At 66.7% G+C, this 19,042-nt stretch carries 12 protein-coding genes; 2 read left to right on the top strand and 10 right to left on the bottom strand.

Annotated features, from left to right (window positions below):
• Positions 1-184: 184 nt before the first annotated feature.
• From JQ633_RS16580 to JQ633_RS16550, 7 genes are read right to left on the bottom strand one after another with little or no spacing between them, the layout of a single operon-like run.
• On the bottom strand, positions 185-3,499 hold the full coding sequence (locus JQ633_RS16580; RefSeq protein ID WP_211986125.1) for a carboxyl transferase domain-containing protein: 3,315 nt from the start codon (positions 3,497-3,499) through the stop codon (positions 185-187).
• Between the two features lie 18 nt (positions 3,500-3,517).
• The gene (locus JQ633_RS16575; RefSeq protein ID WP_211986124.1) at positions 3,518-4,402 is read right to left on the bottom strand and encodes an ABC transporter permease; all 885 of its coding nucleotides are present in this window, start codon (positions 4,400-4,402) and stop codon (positions 3,518-3,520) included.
• Positions 4,399-5,355: an ABC transporter permease gene (locus JQ633_RS16570; RefSeq protein ID WP_211986123.1), complete on the bottom strand. Its 957-nt coding sequence runs from the start codon at positions 5,353-5,355 to the stop codon at positions 4,399-4,401. Before JQ633_RS16570 ends, JQ633_RS16575 begins: the two co-directional genes overlap by 4 nt.
• A 4-nt stretch (positions 5,356-5,359) precedes the next feature.
• Complete coding sequence (locus JQ633_RS16565; RefSeq protein WP_211986122.1) at positions 5,360-6,907, bottom strand: ABC transporter substrate-binding protein; 1,548 nt, start codon at positions 6,905-6,907, stop codon at positions 5,360-5,362.
• Positions 6,908-6,926: 19 nt separating this feature from the next.
• Positions 6,927-7,931: an ABC transporter ATP-binding protein gene (locus JQ633_RS16560; RefSeq protein WP_211986121.1), complete on the bottom strand. Its 1,005-nt coding sequence runs from the start codon at positions 7,929-7,931 to the stop codon at positions 6,927-6,929.
• The gene (locus JQ633_RS16555; RefSeq protein ID WP_211986120.1) at positions 7,928-9,004 is read right to left on the bottom strand and encodes an ABC transporter ATP-binding protein; all 1,077 of its coding nucleotides are present in this window, start codon (positions 9,002-9,004) and stop codon (positions 7,928-7,930) included. Before JQ633_RS16555 ends, JQ633_RS16560 begins: the two co-directional genes overlap by 4 nt.
• Complete coding sequence (locus JQ633_RS16550) at positions 9,004-11,427, bottom strand: CaiB/BaiF CoA transferase family protein (RefSeq protein WP_211986119.1); 2,424 nt, start codon at positions 11,425-11,427, stop codon at positions 9,004-9,006. Before JQ633_RS16550 ends, JQ633_RS16555 begins: the two co-directional genes overlap by 1 nt.
• Before the next feature lie 433 nt (positions 11,428-11,860).
• Here JQ633_RS16550 and JQ633_RS16545 point away from each other — a divergent pair, with 433 nt between their 5' ends.
• The gene (locus JQ633_RS16545; RefSeq protein ID WP_211986118.1) at positions 11,861-13,075 is read left to right on the top strand and encodes a mandelate racemase/muconate lactonizing enzyme family protein; all 1,215 of its coding nucleotides are present in this window, start codon (positions 11,861-11,863) and stop codon (positions 13,073-13,075) included.
• Positions 13,076-13,232: 157 nt separating this feature from the next.
• On the opposite strand, the gene JQ633_RS16540 is transcribed toward JQ633_RS16545, so the two are convergent.
• The 3 genes from JQ633_RS16540 to JQ633_RS16530 all read right to left on the bottom strand — a co-directional run bounded on the left by JQ633_RS16540 (position 13,233) and on the right by JQ633_RS16530 (position 18,273).
• Complete coding sequence (locus tag JQ633_RS16540) at positions 13,233-14,465, bottom strand: ABC transporter substrate-binding protein (protein WP_211986117.1); 1,233 nt, start codon at positions 14,463-14,465, stop codon at positions 13,233-13,235.
• A 105-nt stretch (positions 14,466-14,570) separates the two neighbouring features.
• Positions 14,571-16,610, bottom strand: a complete 2,040-nt coding sequence (locus JQ633_RS16535; protein WP_211986116.1) for a hydantoinase/oxoprolinase family protein — start codon at positions 16,608-16,610, stop codon at positions 14,571-14,573.
• A 7-nt stretch (positions 16,611-16,617) separates the two neighbouring features.
• Positions 16,618-18,273 (bottom strand): hydantoinase B/oxoprolinase family protein, encoded by a 1,656-nt coding sequence (locus tag JQ633_RS16530; RefSeq protein ID WP_211986115.1) that lies wholly within the window; start codon positions 18,271-18,273, stop codon positions 16,618-16,620.
• 281 nt (positions 18,274-18,554) lie between these two features.
• On the opposite strand from JQ633_RS16530, the gene JQ633_RS16525 reads away from it, so the two are divergent.
• Positions 18,555-19,034 (top strand): DUF305 domain-containing protein, encoded by a 480-nt coding sequence (locus tag JQ633_RS16525; protein ID WP_211986114.1) that lies wholly within the window; start codon positions 18,555-18,557, stop codon positions 19,032-19,034.
• The last annotated feature ends 8 nt before the right edge of the window (positions 19,035-19,042 follow it).

The raw sequence follows: 19,042 nt of genomic DNA, 5'->3' as shown, positions 1-19,042 counted from the left end.
GCCGGGACGACAGCGAGTCCGTGACTCCACTGTCAGCCCCGTCATCCTGAAGTGCGAGCTCTTGCGAGCCTCGAAGGATCGACGGCCACCAGCCGGGCCGATTCATCCTTCGAGGCTCGCTCCGCTCGCGCCTCAGGATGACGGTGATGGAGCTGTACGCCCCAGACACCGTCTTACACGCACCTCACCACGCATCGATACACGGCCGCTTGCGCGTCCCCCGCGGCTCCACCTTCGGCACCGAGCGCAGGCCGGCCATGATCCAGTGCCGCGTGTCGGCCGGATCGATCACCTCGTCGATCTCGAGCACGGAAGCGATCGAGACCGCCTTGCCGTTGGCGTAGAGCTCGGCGACCTTGGTCTGGAAATACTTCTCGCGCTCCACCAGGTCCTCGATCGCCTCCATCTCCTTGCGGAAGCCGAGGCGGACATAGCCTTCGAGGCCCATGCCGCCGAATTCGCCGGTCGGCCAGGCCACCGTGAAGAACGAGGCGTGGAAGCCGCCGCCGATCATCGATTGCGCCCCTAAGCCATAGCCCTTGCGCAGCACGACGCCGAACAGTGGCACGGTGATGCTGGCACCGGTGACGAACATCCGCGCTACGTGGCGCACGATCGCGGTCTTCTCGGCCTCCGGGCCGACCATGAAACCCGGCGTATCGCACAGCGAGATGATCGGGATGTCGAAGGCGTCGCAGAGCTGCATGAAACGCGCGGCCTTGTCGCCGGCCGGCGCGTCGATCGCGCCGCCGAGATGTTTTGGGTTGTTGGCGATCAGGCCGAACGGCTTGCCCTCGATGCGGATGAACGCGGTGATCATGCCGACGCCGAAGTCGCGCCGCAGCTCCAGCACCGAGCCTTCGTCGGCGATCAGGTCGATGACGTTGCGGATGTCGTAGACGCGCAGGCGGTTCTCCGGGATCGCGCGGCGCAGCAGCCGCTGGTCCGGCGCTTTCCAGTCCTTCACCGCGCCCTGGAAGTAGGACAAATATTTTTGCGCGGTGGTCGTCGCCTCGGCCTCGTCCTCGACCAGGATATCGATCACGCCGTTCGGCGACTGGAAACTGACAGGCCCGACCTCGGCCGGATGATAGACACCGAGCCCGCCGCCCTCGATCATCGCGGGGCCCCCCATGCCGATCGAGGCGTTCCTGGTGGCGATGATGACGTCGCAGACGCCGAGCATCGCGGCGTTGCCCGCAAAGCAGTAGCCGGAGACGATGCCGACCACCGGCACGAGGCCGGACAGCCTTGCGAACTGCACGAAGGACGGGCCGTCGAGGCCGGTCATGCCGAGCCGGTCGGTATCGCCAGGCCGGCCGCCGCCACCCTCGGCATAGAACACCAGCGGAAGCCGCCACTGCTCGGTCAGCGTCAGCATGCGGTCGATCTTCTTGTGGTTCATATGGCCCTGGGTGCCCGCCAGCACCGTGTAATCGTAGGCGATCACCATGCAGCGCGCGCCTTCGGGGCCGAAGTCCTTCGCGTTGACGGTGGCGACGCCGGCGATCAGGCCATCAGCCGGCGTGTTCTTGATGAGGTCCTCGACCTTGCGGCGGCGGCGCTGCGCCGCGATCGCGAGCGAGCCGTATTCGACGAACGAGCCCTCATCGACCAGATCCGCGACGTTCTCGCGCGCAGTGCGCTGGTTGGTCTTGCGGCGGCGCTCGACCGAGGCCGGGCGGTTCTCGTCCAATGTGATCGCCTTTCGCGCGATCAACTCGGCCAGATCGGGGCGGATGTGATCGAGATCGATCGCCGCCTCCTGCTCCGCGGTGTGGCCGTCGACCTCGGCGGGTTCGATGAACAGGATCGGCTCGCCGTGCATCAGCGTGAGGCCTGCCCCGCCCGCGATCTTGGTCACCCGTCCGCCGTGCGGCGCGGCGACCAGATGCTCCATCTTCATCGATTCCAGCACCGCGATCTGCTGGCCAGGGCGGACCAGATCGCCCTCCGCAACCTCGATCACCACGATCGTGCCCTGCAGTGGCGCCGGCACCGGCAGCGATCCTTCGGGCGCGGCTTCGGCGACGGCGACCTTCGTCGCCGCCGCCTCGCTCACCCCGACCAGCGGCGCGGCAAGCTCCTTCGCCGCGCCGACCAGCGCCGCGACATGGGTATCGATGAAATTGGTGCTGATCTTGTTGCGGGCAAAGCTCTGATGCGCCAGCACCGCACCGAGGAACGGGATGTTGGTAGCAACGCCGCCGATGCGGAATTCGCGCAAGGTGCGCGATGCCTTGTGCACCACGTCGGCCCATTTCGCGCTCGACGAATGCACGATGACCTTTGCCAGCAGCGAGTCGAAGGCGGCGCTCGTGCGGTAGCCGGAATAGCCGAACGTATCGACGCGGACGCCGGGGCCGGACGGCAGGTCGAACACATTGAGCGTGCCGCCGGTCGGCTTGGTCACGCCCTTCTCGTCCATCACCTCCATGTTGACGCGAAGCTGCATGGCATAGCCGCGCGGCAAAGGCACGGTTGATTGCGCAAGGCCGAGCGAGGCCAGTGTGGCGCCGGCGGCAACCGCGAGCTGCGCGCGCACCAGGTCGACGCCGAGCACCGCTTCGGTGACGGTATGCTCGACCTGCAGCCGCGGATTGGCTTCGATGAAGGCAAAGGCACCCTCGCCTTCGCCCTTGCTTTCCTCTGCCTCGTCATCGACAAGGAATTCAAAGGTGCCGAGATTGTCGTAGCGCGCGGCGGCCGCGAGCTGCTTGGCCGCCTCGATGATGCGGGCGCGCAAGCCATCGCTGAGCGACGGGCTCGGCGCCACCTCGATGAGTTTCTGGTTGCGGCGCTGGATGGTGCATTCGCGCTCCCAGAGATGAGAGGTCGCGCCGTGGCGGTCACCGATGATCTGCACCTCGATATGGCGCGCCTTGCGGATCAGCCGCTCGACATAGACGGCGTCGCTGCCGAATGCCGCCTTGGCCTCCGACTGGCACCGTGCATAGGCTTCCGCGAGTTTTGTCCCGTCCTCGACCACCCGCATGCCGCGCCCACCGCCGCCGGCGATCGCCTTGATCATCACGGCCGCGTTCGCGCCGAGCGAGGCGAAGAAGGCTCTTGCCTCGTCCAGCGCGGTTGCGCCCGAGGTGCCGGCAATGATCGGCACGCCGCATTTCTTCGCCAGCGCCTTGGCCGTGGCCTTGTCGCCGAACAGATCGAGCGCCTCCGGCGACGGGCCGACGAAGGCGATCTTCTCCTCGGCACAGCGCCGCGCCAGCGCTGCGTTCTCGCTGAGGAATCCGTAGCCCGGATGCAGCGCGTCACAGCCGGTTTCCTTCGCCGCCGCAATCACCGCCTCGATGTCGAGATAGGCGCGCGCGCCGTGGCCGGGGACCTCCCGCGCCTCGTCGGCAGAGCGGACATGCAGCGAGGCTGCATCGTCGGCGGGATAGATCGCGACCGTGGCGAGGCCGCTTTCAGCAGCGGCGCGGGCAATGCGGATGGCGATCTCTCCGCGGTTGGCGATCAGCAATTTCTTGAAGGACATGGCCGGTTCCGGGTTAGCTCAACGATCCTTCATGGTCGGATCGAGCACGATACGCAAGGACTCGCCCAGCGCGTTGAACGCCAGCGAGACGAACAGGATGGCGAGGCCCGGGGCGTACATCTGCTCCGGGGCGATCTCCATGTATTGATAGGCACGTGCCAGCATGGCGCCCCAGCTCGGATTCGGCGGCTGGATGCCGAGGCCGAGGAACGACAGGCTGGCTTCGGCGAGCAGCGCCGCGGCGAGCAGCAGCGTCACCTGCACGATGACAGGCTGCAGCGTGTTCGGCAGCACGTGGCGCCACAGCACATGCCAGGTCGGCGCGCCGAAGCCGCGCGAAGCGTCGACATAGAGCTCCTGCCGCACGATCAGGGTGCGGGCGCGGACGATGCGGGCCAGCGCCGGAAACATCGTGATGCCGACCGCGATCATGCCGTTGGTGAGCCCAATGCCGAGCGCGCCGGTGACGGCGATCGCGAGCACGATCGCGGGAAACGAAAGGAAGGTGTCGATGACGCGGCTGATGATGTCGTCGATCCAGCCGCCGAAATAGCCGGCGACGAGGCCGACCGGGAGCCCGATCAGAACCGCGACGCCGACCGCGAGCAGGCTGGCATAGACGGTGGCCGGCGCGCCGTAGATCAGGCGCGACAGCACATCGCGACCGAGATCGTCGGTGCCGAGCAGATGGCCGGGGCCCGGCGGCGCCAGCATGTTGTTGACGTCCTGCGCGGTCGGCGCGTAGGGCGCGATCCACGGCGCGCCGATCGCGACGATCACCAGCACCAGCAGCACCAGGATCGACAGCGCGGCGCGGAGATCGCCGACCAGCCAGCGCACCAAGCGACGCAGCGCCGTCGGCTTCGCCGGGGTCCGGAGCGGAGCGAGCGCGGTGTCGGTCATTGCTCGATCCTCGGATCGACCGCGGCGCACAGCAGGTCGGTGACCAGGTTGACCACGATCACCACCACCACCATGGTGAAGACGACGCCCTGCACGATCGGGAAATCGCGCTGGATCGCGCCGCGCACGATTAGGCTGCCGAGACCGGGGATCGCGAACACCGCCTCGATCACCACGGTGGCCGCCAGCATGCGGTTGACGAGGAGACTGATGATGGTCAGCAAATTGACGCTGACATTCTTCAACCCGTGCTGCCACAGGATGCGCGACATCGACAGTCCCTTGGCATGCAGGGTGCGGACATATTGCGACGACAGCACCTCGAGCAGCGCGCCGCGCAGCTGACGTGCGACCTCGGCCATGCCGTAGGCCGCGATCGCGATGCCGGGCAACAGCGCGTGCCTGATCGCATCGATCGGCGAAGCGGCGAAGGATTTGGCGCCGGTCGCCGGCAGCCAGTTCAGCTTCAGCGAGAATTCCGCGACCAGGATCATGGCGAGCCAGAAGCCGGGCACCGCGACGCCGAGCGAGGCGAGCATGCTGATCAGCTTGTCGATCCAGCCGTTCGGCTTGATCGCAGCGAGCACACCCATCGGGATGCCCGTGACGAGCGCCAGCACCAGCGCGATCACGACGATCAGTAGCGTGTTCGGGAACGCGCGGCCGATGGAATCCGCGACCTTCTCGCCCGACAGCAACGACTGCGAGAGATCGCCCTGCACGACATGGCCGAGCCAGGCGCCGTATTGCACCAGGAACGGACGGTCGAGACCGTAGATGTTCTTGATCTCGGCGATCCGCGCATCGGTGGCGTTGTCGCCGGCGAGCGTCACGGCAATGTCGCCGGGCACCAGCTTGAGCAGCGCAAACACCATGAAGGTCGCGAGCAGGATCACCGGCAGCGCCTGCAGCAGGCGACTGCCGATGACCTTGACCGGTGACCGTCGCGCCATTTGCTCAGCTCTCCAGCCAGACGTCGTCGTATTTCGGCTTGCCGAGCAGGTTCGGGCGATAGCCCTGCACCTTCTTGTTCATCGCGACCAGCTCGAACTGGAACGCCAGCGGCGCGACGAAAGCGTTTTCCATCACCAGCCGCTGCACGGTGGAGAACGCCTTGCGCCTGGTCTCGATGTCCTCCGAGGCGCGCGACTCCTTGATCGCGGCTTCCAGCTCCGGCGGCACCGGCGCGCGGCCGCCATTGTAATAGGCGTCCTTGGTGAACATCAGCGAGTAGGTCAGGCTCGGATCCGGCCGCCCGGTCCAGGCCGCGAGCAGGCCGGAACCTTTCTTTTCCGGGCCGAAGAACGAGGCGGAAGCTTCGGCAATCGGCGCGTTGACGAAGCGCACGTTCATTCCGGCCTTGCGGAACTGCTCGATCAGGATCTCCTGGCGCTGCACCGAATCCTGATCCGGATAGCCGCCGAGCTCGATCGTGGTGCCCTCCTTGAAGCCGGCCTCGGCGAGCAGCGCGCGCGCCTTGGCGGGATCATAAGGATAAAGCTTTGCTACCTCGGCATCGTGAGCCCAGTGCGCCTTCGGCAGGTTCATGTAGGCGGGCTCGGCGAGGCCGGCGAGCGCGGCCTTGACGAACGACTCGCGGTCGATCGCATAGTTGAAGGCTTGGCGGACCTTGAGATTGTCGAACGGCGGCTTGGCCCAGTTGAGGAAGATCTGGAACACGTAGAGCGTCGGGCCGTTCACGGTCTTGACGCTCGAGGCGCGCTCGATGATCGCCTTCTGCCGCGGCGGCAGCTGGTAGATCAAATCGTTCTGCCCGGCCGTCACCGAGCGTGCGCCGGTGGTGAGCTCGGGGATGATCGAAAGCTCGATGCCATCAGGATAGGGCCGGTTCGGCTTCCAGTATTTCTCGTTGCGCTTGACCACGATCTTCTCGCCGTCGGCCCAGCTGACGAACGCATAGGCACCGGCGCCGACCGGCTTGCGCGTCACGACGCCGCCCTCGGCCGCCTTCAGCGCCGTCGGCGACACCATCATGCCGGCGCGGTCGGAGAGGATGCCGGGCAGCGCGGTGTCCGGCTGCTTCAGTTTCAGCGTCACCTGTTGAGGTCCGGTGACCTCGACCGAGGACACCGACAACAGATCGGCCTTGATGTTCGACTTCGCGTCGCTCCGGTTGCGCTCGAGGTTGAACTTCACCGCCTCCGCGTCGAGCGGCGTGCCGTCATGGAAGGTCACCCCGGCGCGGATGTTGAGCACCAGCGTGGTCGGATCGGTGAACTTCCAGCTTTCGGCTAGCCCCGGCTTCGGCTTCAGCGTGTCGAATTCCCACTCGGTCAGCGTGTCGTACATCGTGAACAGAAACGCGTGATCGGAGCCGGCGCCGCCGGTCGCGGGGTCGAGGCTCGACGGGTTGGCGGGCGCGGAGATGCGCAAGATGCCGCCCTTCTTCGGCGCGCCTTCCGCGAAGGCGCGGCTGCCGAGCGTGGTGCTGGCCAGCGCACCCGAGATCAGCGCCATGGCCTCGCGTCGTGTCGTCATCGTCATGGCGTGTTCTCCAATGTTGTCAGTTCGGCGAAAAATTCGGACGGTCGGCGAAGTGGCAGGCCACCCAGTGATCGGGTTTCAGCTCGCGCCAGTCCGGCGCGCGCTCGGCGCAGAGTGCTTGCGCATGCGGGCAGCGGGTCCGGAAGCGACAACCTGACGGCGGATCGATGGGACTCGGCACCTCGCCTTGCAGCACGATGCGCGCATCGGTCCGCATCGATGATGGCAATGGTCGTGGTTCGGCCGACAACAGCGCGATGGTGTAGGGGTGCAGCGGCCGCTCGGCGACCGCCTCGGTCGGGCCGAGCTCGACGAACTGCCCAAGATACATCACCGCGACGCGCTCACTGATATGCGAGACCACGGCGAGATCATGGGTGATGAACACGTAAGTCAGGCCGAGGTCGCGCTGCAGATCGGCGAACAGGTTGAGCACGTCGCCGCGGATCGACATGTCGAGCGCCGCCACCACCTCGTCGCACACGATCAGCTTCGGCCGCAAGGTCAGCGCGCGGGCGATCACGACGCGTTGCTTCTGGCCGCCGGAGAGTTGGTGCGGATAGCGCTCGCCGAACTCTTGCGGCAGGCCGACGCGCTCCAGCGCCTCCCTCGCCTGCCGCTCGCGCTCAGCGCGGCTGCCGACGCGGGCAAGCTCCAGCGGTTCCAGCACCGAGGCCAGGATGGTCATGCGCGGATTCAGCGCGGCGTTGGGATCCTGGAAGATGATCTGGTAGTCGCGGCGGTGGCTCTGGAACGCGCTGCGCGACAATGCCGTCGGATCGATGCCGTCATGCAGGATCGCCCCGGCGCTCGGCTTCAAGAGAAACACCAGCGCGCGGCCGATCGTGGTCTTGCCGGAGCCTGACTCGCCGATGATGCCGAACGTCTCGCCGCGGCGGACGTCGAAATTGACGCCGTCGACCGCCTTCACGGTGGCGCGGCGGTCCGTGGTCTGGAAGCGGACCTGGAGGTCGCGCACCGAGACGATGGGCTCGCGGCGGGGCTCGGCGGGTGCTGCGGTCATTGTCGCGCGACCATCGCGGGGGCCGCGCTCTCGGGCGGATGCAGCGCACCGGGCAGATTGAGCTCGGCAAAGCGCCAGCAGCGCACGCGGCGGCCGCCGCCGGCCTCCTGCAACGGCTGCTCGGCCTCGCAGCCCTTCACGGCATGCGAGCAGCGGGCGCGGAAGCGGCAACCATTCGGCATCTCGGCGATCGACGGCACCCGGCCCGGGATCGACGGCAGCCGGCCGTGCCGCGGCGACAAATGCGGCAGCGAGCGCAGCAGCCCCGACGTGTAGGGATGCAGCGGCCGCACCAGCGCTTCATCCACCGAGGCATCCTCGATCACCTCGCCGGCATACATCGTGATCATCCGCGTGCAGATCTCGGCGACGACGCCGAGATCGTGCGTGATCAGCATCAACGCGGTGTGCGAGGTCTGGCTGATATCGCGCAGCAGTTCGAGGATCTGTGCCTGCACCGTGACATCGAGCGCCGTGGTCGGCTCGTCGGCGATCAGCAACTGCGGCCCGCAGATCAGGCTGGCGGCGATCATCACACGCTGGCGCATGCCGCCGGAGAGCTGGTGCGGATAGTCGTCGATCCGTCGCTCCGGCGAGGCGATGCCGACCCGGCGCAGCATCTCCAGCGTCTTCGCCCGCGCCTCATCGTAGCTGATATCGGTGTGAACGCGCAGCGTCTCGGCGATCTGGTGACCGACGGTGAAGACGGGATCGAGCGCGCTCATCGGCTCCTGGAAGATCATCGCGATCCGTTTTCCCCGGATGGCGCGCATCTGCCGCGCGCTGCAGGAGGCGAGATCGATGCCGTCGAACAGGATCTTGCCGTCGAGGCCGGCGAAATTGCCCGGCAACAGCCGCAGGATCGACAGACCCGTGATGGTCTTGCCGCAGCCGCTCTCGCCGACGATGCCGACCCGCTCGCCGGGCGCGATGTCGAAGTCGATCTTGCGGGTCGCCTGCCAGACACCCTGCGCGGTCTTGAAGCGGATGCCGAGCCCGCGCACCGACATGAGCGGCCGCGCGCCGTCGCGCGCACCCTCCGCCCCACGCTGTGCCGGCTGGCCTATCCCCATCAGCCTGCCGCCCGCTGCTTCTCTCTCACCAGCTGCTCCTCCATCAGCATCTCGGTGCCGATGATGCCCTCTTGCGCCAGCTCTGCAAGCTCGGCGTCGGAGAGGCCGAGCATGCCGCCGAGGATCTCGCGATTGTGCTCGCCGAGCGTCGGCGGCACCGAGCGGATCGCGAACGGCGCGACGCCCTCGCGGAACGGCACCGACGGTTGCGGATGCGGTCCGATGAAGGCGCGGTCGACCTCCTGGATGAAGCCGCGCGCACGCAGCTGCGGGTCATCCAACAGTTCGATCGGCAGCCGTGCCACGCCGGCCGCGACACCGGCGGCCTGCAGCGCGGCCATCGCATCGTCAGGATCGCACGCCGAAGTCCAGGCGGTGATCGCGGCCTCGATCTCGGACTCGATCGCGCGGCGGCCTGCGGCCGTCGCAAGCGCGCCGTCGGCCGCCCAGTCGGCGCGGCCGAGCAGCCGCGCCAACTGCGGCCACATCGCGTCATCGGAGGCCGCGACCACGATCCAGTTGTCCTCGCCGGCGCAGCGGAAACAGCCATGTGGAACCAGATCCGGATGGCGGTTGCCGTATTTCGCCGGCGGCTTGCCGTCGATCGAATGCGCCACGATCCAGGGCGCGGCGAACGGCATCATGCATTCGATCTGCGCGAGATCGATGAACTGGCCCTGCCCGGTGAGCCTGGCGTGGATCAGCGCGGTGAGCACCGCCGTACAGCCGTTGAGGCCTCCGACAGCATCGCCAAAGGCGGTGTGGCTCATCACCGGCGGCCCACTGGGGTCGCCGACCACGCTCGGCAGGCCCGAGCCCTGCTCCAGCGTCGAGCCATAGGCGCGGCAGTCGCGATGCACGCTGCCGGCGCCGAACGCCGACATCGACATCATCACCAGCTTCGGATTGATCTTGCTCAGCACCTCATAGCCGAGGCCGAGCTTCGGCAGCACCTCGACCGAATAATTGTCGACCACGAGGTCGGCATCGGCGAGCAGGCGCTTCGCCAGCGCGAGACCCTTCGGCCGGGTCAGGTCGAGCGTGATGCCGCGCTTGTTGCGGTTCATGATGCAGTAACGCACCGACTTCTCGTACATCTGCTCCAGCACATAGGCCGGCCGGCGGTCGACGCCGCGCCACCAGTCCGGATACTGGATCGCCTCGATCTTGATGACGTCGGCGCCGAGATCGGCCAGCGTGCGGGTGCAGATCGGCCCGGCCCAGCCCATCGAGAAATCGACGACACGAACACCTTCGAGCGGCAGGCGGCTGGTTGCGGCCGGCTTCGGCATCGGCGCACGCGGTGTGACCTCGCGCTTAGCTTGCTGCTCGCCGATGGTGGGAACGCGCCCGCCGCGCAGCGGCGGCGTTGCCGTCAGCCGCTGCATGGTACCGGCGCTGAAACCGGTCTCTTCGCCGATCGAAACCGGCACGATGGCGCCGCGGGCACGCTTCTCCTCGTCGGCGATGAGATCGGATATCTCCGGCACCGGCACGATCGGGATCTTGCGCTTCAACCCCTCGGCGAACCATTCCTGCGCGGTGCGCTGCTTCAGCCTCGGCAGGATTTTCGCTTCGATCTCGGCGACATGCTTGAGCCGGTCGACGCCCATGACCAGCGAAGGATCGCTGCCCAGCTCGGCGAGCCCGAGCATCTCGCAGAACGCGCGCCACTGCGCCGGGGTCACCGTGGTGACGCCGAGCCAGCCCTGCTTCGTCTCATAGATACCGACTGGGAAAGTCGGCCAGAACCGGTTGACGCCGATCCGCCGCATGATGTCGCCGCGCTGGAACGCCTCGAACATGATGTATTCGGTGACGGCGATGCTGGCCTCGAACAGGCTGAGATGGCTGGTTCGCCCGCGCCCATCCTGCATGCGGCCGAGCACCGAGGAGCCCGCGGCAATGAAGCCCCACAGCCCGCCCAGGATGCCGGTCTGGAAATCCGGCGCGTGCATCGGCGGCCCCTCTTCAGGTCCGACCAGTTTTATCAGCCCGGTCAACGCGCGGATCGTGGAGTCGGTCGCAGCGAAATTGGCGTAGGGGCCGCGATCGCCGAACCAGGAAAGATCGAGATGGATCAGGCCGGGATTGTCTCGCTTGATCGCATCGAGATCGATCGCGGGACAATCCGCCGCATCGATGCCGCGCCCGTCGAGCAGGATATCGCAGCCGGCGATCAGCTCGTGCAGACGCGCTGCGTCATCCTTGCCGAGCACGACGCTCGACTTGTTGAAGTTGAGGAACGCGAACCACGCGCTCTGCCCCTTCGGCGTCAGCGGCGCGGTGCGGCGCAACGGATCGCCGTGCGGCGGCTCGACCTTCTGCACGTTGGCGCCGAAATCGGCGAACAGCCGCGCGCAATAGCTGGTCGCGGCCGCACTTCCGACCTCGATGATCCGCAGATGCGACAACGCGCCCATCACGTTCCCTCGCGACAAAATGACCAGCCGATGACGATGGCTGATTCAGTTTCTTGTTGCCTGAACTTGAAGCCGCGCTGACAGTGTGATGCAAGTGGAAATTTCTTCCGCTCGACGGAATACGCGAAATGGAGACTACGCTCTCCTCCCCTCATCCTGAGGAGGCCGCAACGCGGCCGTCTCGAAGGATGCACGGCCGTGCTGCGTCCGCGCGGAGAAAGTCCATATCCGCGTGGAGAATGCCGGGCCGTCGACCCTTCGAGACGCGCGCAAGAGCGCGCTCCTCACGGCGACGGTCGGGAGGTCGTGAGCATGACCAATTGTACCGCGCGTCCCGCTCATCTGCGCTGGCGGTCTGGCGCCGTGCGGATGATGCATTGCTCGATGCGCTATTGTATCCCTCAACAAACAACACTGCGCGTCGGGGGAACACATGAGCAAGGCTACCACAATCAAGTCCGTCGAAACGCTCGCCTGCGATGCCGGCTGGCGGAATTATCATTTCGTCAAGGTGACGACTGAGGACGGGCTGGTCGGCTGGAGCGAGTATGACGAGGGCTTCGGCGCGCCCGGCGTGACCGCGGCAATCGAACGCCTGTCGGCACGGGTGGTCGGCAAGAACGCATTCCAGCATGAGCGGATCTACGTCGACCTGTTCGCCGCGACGCGTCCGGCCGCCGGCGGCGTGGTGGCGCTGGCGTTAGGCGCGATCGAGAACGCGCTGCTCGACGTCAAGGCCAAGGCGCTTGGCGTACCCTGCTACGATCTGCTCGGCGGCAAGATCCGCGACCGCATCCGGGTCTACTGGTCGCATTGCGCGACCTGGCGCATCAATCATCCCGACTGGTACAAGCCGGCCATTACCGATCTCGACGGCGTCAAGGCGATCGGGGCCGAGGTGCGCGAGAAGAAATTCTCGGCGATGAAGACCAACATCTTCCTCTACACCGACGGCAAGCCGCAGGGCTGGCGCCCCGGCTTCGGCTCGCCGTTCCAGCCCGAGATCAACGTCGACCGCGATGTGCTGCGCAATCTCTGCATGCACCTGGAAGCCATCCGCGACGGCGCCGGGCCGGATGTCGACCTGCTACTCGACCTCAACTTCAACGCCAAGACCGAGGGTTACCTGAAGATCCTGCGCGCCATCGAGAAGATGGACATGTTCTGGGTCGAGATCGACACCTTCAACCCGCAGGCACTCGGCTATATCCGCCGCCAGAGCCCGCATCCGATCTCATCCTGCGAGACGCTCTTGGGCCTGCGCGAATTCCTGCCCTATTTCACCGAGCAGGCGATGGACGTCGCGATCATCGATACGCCGTGGAACGGGGTCTGGCAGTCGATGAAGATCGCGGCCGCCGCCGAGCATTTCGAGGTCAACGTCGCGCCGCATAATTTCTATGGCCACCTCTGCACCATGATGAACGCGCATTTCTGCGCGGCGGTGCCGAATTTGCGGATCATGGAGACGGATATCGACCGCCTGGCCTGGGACCACGAGTTGTTCACGCACGTGCCGGAATTCGTCGACGGCCATCTGGTGATTCCGGATCGCCCGGGCTGGGGCACCGAGCCGAACGAGGAAGGCCTGCGTGCCCATCCGCCGAAGAACAAGGGCGGGCTGCTGAACTACGGACTGAAGAAGTAGGCGGTTGTTGAGCCCACTCCCACAACATCGTCGTCCCGGCGAAGGCCGGGACCCATAACCACCGCTGCGTGGTGTGAAAAGCAAATCGTTGCCCCAGCGAGGCACACCAACTGACAGTTGGGGTAATGGGTCCCGGCCTTCGCCGGGACGACGGAAGCTAATTATCCTCGCGCACGGTCGTGAACGCGCTCTCGATCACGTCGCCGATCGGTTGCCAGGCGTTGCCGTCGAACTGTACGAGGCGCATCTGCTTGATCGGGCGGAAATCGTTCGGCCCGGTGTTGATCACGATCCCCGGCAGCGCGATCGGGCTCTGAAAATTCTTCAGCGAGGCAGCCTGCCGCATGATGTTCTCGCGCGAGAAATCGTCGCCGCATTGGCGCAGCACCTGGAGCAGCGTGTCGGCGGCGGCGTAGCCGAACACGGCGTAGATGTCGTCCTTGTCGCCATCGGGGAAATATCTGTCCATGAAGGCGTCCCACGCCTTGATGTGCGGATCGTCCTTCCAGGCAGCATCGCCGGCGTCCTTCAGGAACGAGGTCGAGATCACGCCGAGCGAGTTCTGCAGCCCGGCCGGCTGCAGGGCGCTGGCGATCGAGGCCGAGGCATTGTCGAGGATGAACACCGGATGCCAGTCCATCCCGGCCACGACCCGGATCGCGCGGGCGGCGATCGCCGGGGCGCCGTCGAATACCAGGATGTCAGCGCCGGAGGCCTTCAGGATGCCGAGCTGGTTCTCGATCCGCGTCTCCGTGGCGTCGAATGCGAGATCGGCGACGATCATGCCGGCGGTGTCGCCGAGCCCTTCCTGCAAGCCGCGGAACAGGTCGCGGCCGAACTGGTCGTTCTGCCACAGCACCGCGATCTTGCGATTGGGATAGGCCGCCTGGATGTAGTTGGCGTAGATCCGCCCCTCGGCACGGAAGGTCGGCTGCCAGCCCATGGTCCACGGCCAGGCCTTGGGGTGCGCCCACTCCTCGTCGCCGGACGCGACGAACAGCTGCGGGACGTTCTTCTCGTTGAGATATTTGCGCACCGCCAGATTGCCCGGCGTGCCGAACGAGCCGAACATCATCAGCACGTTCTGCTGCTCGACGAGATCGCGGGTCTGCTCCAGCGCGGTCTTCGGATTGGAGCTGTCGTCGACCGAGATGAATTTGACCTTGCGGCCGTTGATGCCGCCGCGCTCGTTGACCATGTCGAAATAGGCCGACTCGGCCCGCCCGATGGTCGCAAACGCCGCCAGCGGCCCGGTGTAGGGCATGACATTGCCGATGCGGATGTCGGTGTCGGCCGGGCTCTGCGCCTGCTGTGCGTGCAACGGCGCAGCGAGCAGCAGCGAGACGCCGACAAGAAGGGTCGAAAACAAGGTTTGTCGTCTTGTTTGCATCAACATCGCCAAAACGCCGGCGCTGCCGGCGCTCCTCCCGAGCGATCCAACCTTATCGCCCAAGCCAACGTCGGAAAAATGAAATGTTGATGGCGGCGGCCCGCCTCAGCGCAATGTTATATCGAGCCAGCCCAGCGGATTGACGGTCACGCGGTCATCTGTATCGACCAATACCGTCGTGGTCTCGGCCTCGATGATCGCGGGACCTGTGAGCGTGTGGCCGGGCCCGAGATCGTCGAGCGCATAGACCGGCACCTCGCGCCAGGCGCCGAGCCAGGCCTGCCGCTTGCCGCGCGGCGTGCAGCCTGTCGCGGACGTGGCTTCGCCGACATCGCGGCCAGCGGGCGCCACCTTGCCGACCGCGGCGACTCGGGCGTTGACGAACACCACCTCCTGCCCGCGCGAGGCATAGGTGTAGAGTTCCTCGTGGCGGCGGTGGAAGCGGTCCTCGATCTGCGCCACCAGATCGGCAGCGTCGAGATCGAGCTCGCCGAACGGCACGTCGATCTCGAACACCTGCTCGCCATAGCGCATCTCGGCCGAGCGCTCGATCGCGATGTCGCCCTTGAACCAGGAGCGCAGCCGGCCGGCGGCCTGCTCCTCCAGCGCGGCGAACAGGCTGCGCACCTCGCCCGCGGAAATCCGGCCCGTGCCGTAATGGGTGCGGCTGACCTCGTAGCGCAGATCGCTGGTCAGCATGCCCCAGGCCGACAGCACGGAGGCCACCGTCGGCACGATGATGCGCCTGATCTCGAGCTCGCGCGCGACTTCCGCCGCATGCATGCCGGCGGCGCCGCCGAAACTGAGCAGCGCGAACTTGCGCGGATCGACGCCGCGGCGCAAAGTCATCAGGCGGATGCCGTCGGCCATCTTCAGGTTGATCATCTTGTAGATGCCGGCCGCCGCCTCGATGCGCGACAGGCCGAGCGCCTCGGCGATGCGATCCACCGCGGCATCCGAGGCCGCGCGATCGAGTGGCCGCGCGCCGCCCATGAAGGCGGCGGCATCGAGATAGCCGAGCACGACATTGGCATCGGTGACGGTGGCAGCCGTGCCCCCATTGCCGTAGCAGGCCGGGCCCGGCACCGAGCCCGCGCTCTCCGGGCCGACCCGCAGCGTGCGGCCGCCGTCGACGCTCGCGATCGAGCCGCCGCCGGCCGCGATGCTGGCGATGTCGAGGCTGCGCAGCGCGATGCGCTGGCCGGCGAGCATGCCGTCGGCGGAGAGCGAGGCCGCACCGTCGGCAATCAGGGAGATGTCGGTCGAGGTGCCGCCCATGTCGAACGGCACGAGATCGGGAATGCCGAGCATCTCGGCGCAGCGGCGGCTGCCGGAGATGCCGCCGGCCGGACCGGACAGCACGGTGCCCGCGGCAAGCCGCGAGGCCTCCTCCACCGGCGCCATGCCGCCATGCGACAGCACCACGAACAGCGAGCCCTTGAAGCCGGCCTCGCCGAGGCTCGTCTCCAGATTGGTGAGATAGCGCCGCACCGTCGGCGCGACATAGGCGTTCACAATGGTCGTCGAGACGCGCTCATATTCCTTGATCTGCGGCAGCACGTCGCTGGAACGCGACACGCTGACATCGGGCAATTCCTTCGCGAGGCGCTCGACCGCGGCAAGCTCGTGCTCCGGATTGAGATAGGCGTGCAGGAAACAGACCGCGACCGAACTCGCGCCCGACCGTTTCACCTCGGCGATGACATCGCCGAGCGCCATAGCATCGAGCGCAACGGCCGCGCTGCCGTCGGCCTTCAGCCGCTCGCGCACGCCAAAGCGGCGCTCGCGCGGCACCAGCGGCTCGGGCGGCGGCGTGCGCAGATCGTAGCGGTCCGGCTTCAGTCCCTCGCGCATCTCGACGACGTCGCGATGGCCCTCGGTGGTGAGCAGCGCGACCTTCGCGCCCTTGCGCTCCAGCAGCGCGTTGGTCGCAACGGTGGTGCCATGCACCAGGCGATCGGTGGCGCCGAGCAGCGCCGCGCGCGTCACGCCGAGGCGGCGTGCCAGCTCTTCCAGGCCCGCCATGACGCCGATCGACTGATCGGCCGGCGTGGACGGCGATTTCGCGAACACGGTGCGCCCGGACTGATCTGATGCAACCAGGTCGGTGTAGGTGCCGCCGACATCTATCCCAATCGTATACATCGCTCGCCTACACCGCTTTCGAAACCAGACCCTGCGCGACGTCGCGCGCCCGCGCCTCCGCAGATCGCTTCTCCGGCGAGCCCCAGCCGCCACCGCCGGAGGAGCGAACCTCAAGGCAGTCGCCGGGGTTGAGCTCGATGCCGACCTCCTTGGTCTTCACCACCCGCGGCGCGCGACCTTCGGACAGCAGGCGGTAGCGGTGCGGCTCGCCGTCCTCGCCGCCGAGCATGCCGCAGGGACCGTGACGCGCGCCGTCGCCGGCAGTGTTGCCCTTGGCCGGCTTTGCCGTCTCCAGCACCATGTCGAGCGAAACGCCGAGACCGCCGCGATGCTGGCCGTCGCCGCCGGAATCCGGCCGGAATTCGTGCTGGCGGAAATGCAGCGGAAAACGCACCTCGGCGACCTCGATGCTGCCGAACTTCAGACCGCCGACGGTGTGCCACTCACCGATCGACGAATAGCCGTCGCCGCCGATCGAGGCGCCGCCGCCGGGCCGCGCCTGGAACATGTGCCAGATGAAGTTGCGCCCATTGCGCGGATCCTCGCCCTGGATGGCGATGCGGAACCGACGGCCCCATCCGCCCATCACGCGGTCCGGACAGGATGCCGACATCGCCTTGATGATGGCTTCGACGATCTCGTTGGAGGGATGGCTGGTGCAGAGCGTCACGGGCCGGCCCGGATCGGCCCAGACGATGGTGCCTTGTTTTGCGATCACCTTCAGCGGCCGCAGCGCGCCGGTGTTCTTCGGAATGTCGGCGTCGATCAGATAGGCGAACGCCATCGCGACCGCGGCTTGCATGTTGGCATGCGACGAGTTGACGAAGCTGGTCGACTGCGGATCGGAGCCTGTGAGATCGACCTCGATGTCGCTGCCCTTTTTCGTCACCTTGGCCGCGATCTTGATGTCGGTACGGCCGTGGCCGTCATCGTCGAGGAATGCTTCGCCGTGAAACACACCGTCCTTCCACGTTGACACCACCGCGCGCGTCTGCTGCTCGGTGGCATCGAGAATGGCTTCGATCGCAGCTTCGACAGTATCGGCGCCGAACTCGCTGAACAGTTTCGCAACCCGGCGCTCGCCGAGATGCGCCGCGCCCAGCATCGCCGCGAGGTCGCCGCGGAATTCACGGGGGTTGCGGATGTTCAGCGCCAGCAGGTCGAGCAGGTCCTCGCGCGGCTTGCCGGCTTCATAGAGCTTGATCGGCGGAATGCGGATGCCTTCCTGATAGATCTCGGTGGCGCCGGGATTGTAGGCGCCGTGGGTGGCGCCGCCGATGTCGCTCTGATGCGCGCGCACGATGGTCCAGAGCAGCCGCTTGCCGCCGTCGAACACCGGCACGAAGGCGGTGAGGTCGGGCAGATGGCTGCCGCCGCCCTGATAGGGATCGTTGAGCAGGATGACGTCGCCGGGCGCGACGTCCTTGAAACGCTCCTCGACCGCGAGCGTCGCCCAGGGCAGCGCACCGACATGCACGGGGATGTGATCGGCCTGCGCGATCAGCCGCCCGCGCGTGTCGCAGATGCCGAGCGAGAAATCGCGGCTGGAATTGAGGATCTGCGAATAGGAGGTGCGCAGCATCGCCTCGCCCATCTCCCTCACGATCGAGGACAGACGGTGCTGGACGACGGAACGGGTGATCGGATCGATCTTGCTGGACATCTTTGCCTTGCTGGCGCCGCGATTGCGCTGATGGCGGCCGCGGAAGCGGCCGATCGGAGCCGGGATTCCCCCTTTATAACCAGCGGCTTCGGAAGCGCAAACCGGCGCCGCGGGAGCCGCGGATGAGCCGCGTCGTTCAGTAATTCGTGATCGGCGCGATTCTGCGATGCTGCGGCGGAATAGAAGACGCCGCGCCGCGTCCCACCCATGCAAGCCAATGGCCGCAAGGCGGCTCGCGCGCACCAGCCCCGGCGGCGCGCTGACTTTCAGGATGAAAAGCGATGAACCTGCGATTCCTAAAACCCGGCATCGGTGCCGCGCTGTTCGGCGCGCGCGTGCTGTTTGCCCTTGCCGTCTCTCCCGTCGTGCTCGCGCATGAGGCGCATCAGCTGGCCGAGACCATGCCGGCATCATCAGACGAAAGCATGTTCCTCGCCGAGAACGAGGCCGCGATGACCAAGATGATGAACGACATGGCGGCAAGGCCGACCGGCGACATCGATCGCGACTTCGTCCAGATGATGATGCCGCATCACCAGGGCGCGATCGACATGGCGGTGATCGAGCTCCGCTACGGCAAGAACGAACAGCTGCGCCGCATCGCGCAGGAGATCATCGTCGAGCAGCAGCAGGAGATCGACGCCATGAAGCTCGCGATCGGCGAGCCGGTCACGCCATCCGCGCCAGCCCCGACGCAGCCGAGCCCGGCGACGCCGCCGGCCGCGCACGATCACATGAACATGTCCCACGAGATGAAGTAGCAGGAGCA

The organism is Bradyrhizobium tropiciagri (assembly GCF_018130505.1).
Taxonomy (GTDB): Bacteria; Pseudomonadota; Alphaproteobacteria; order Rhizobiales; family Xanthobacteraceae; genus Bradyrhizobium; species Bradyrhizobium tropiciagri_B.
This window is presented reverse-complemented; position numbering and strand designations above follow the sequence as displayed.

Bases quoted from the DNA above. Each gene is read 5' to 3' on its own strand.
- JQ633_RS16535 (WP_211986116.1), bottom strand. From the start codon at position 16,610: ATGTATACGATTGGGATAGATGTCGGCGGCACCTACACCGACCTGGTT.
- JQ633_RS16570 (WP_211986123.1), bottom strand. From the start codon at position 5,355: ATGGCGCGACGGTCACCGGTCAAGGTCATCGGCAGTCGCCTGCTGCAG.
- JQ633_RS16545 (WP_211986118.1), top strand. From the start codon at position 11,861: ATGAGCAAGGCTACCACAATCAAGTCCGTCGAAACGCTCGCCTGCGAT.
- JQ633_RS16540 (WP_211986117.1), bottom strand. From the start codon at position 14,465: ATGCAAACAAGACGACAAACCTTGTTTTCGACCCTTCTTGTCGGCGTC.
- JQ633_RS16530 (WP_211986115.1), bottom strand. From the start codon at position 18,273: ATGTCCAGCAAGATCGATCCGATCACCCGTTCCGTCGTCCAGCACCGT.
- JQ633_RS16555 (WP_211986120.1), bottom strand. From the start codon at position 9,004: ATGGGGATAGGCCAGCCGGCACAGCGTGGGGCGGAGGGTGCGCGCGAC.
- JQ633_RS16565 (WP_211986122.1), bottom strand. From the start codon at position 6,907: ATGACGATGACGACACGACGCGAGGCCATGGCGCTGATCTCGGGTGCG.
- JQ633_RS16525 (WP_211986114.1), top strand. From the start codon at position 18,555: ATGAACCTGCGATTCCTAAAACCCGGCATCGGTGCCGCGCTGTTCGGC.
- JQ633_RS16550 (WP_211986119.1), bottom strand. From the start codon at position 11,427: ATGGGCGCGTTGTCGCATCTGCGGATCATCGAGGTCGGAAGTGCGGCC.
- JQ633_RS16560 (WP_211986121.1), bottom strand. From the start codon at position 7,931: ATGACCGCAGCACCCGCCGAGCCCCGCCGCGAGCCCATCGTCTCGGTG.
- JQ633_RS16575 (WP_211986124.1), bottom strand. From the start codon at position 4,402: ATGACCGACACCGCGCTCGCTCCGCTCCGGACCCCGGCGAAGCCGACG.
- JQ633_RS16580 (WP_211986125.1), bottom strand. From the start codon at position 3,499: ATGTCCTTCAAGAAATTGCTGATCGCCAACCGCGGAGAGATCGCCATC.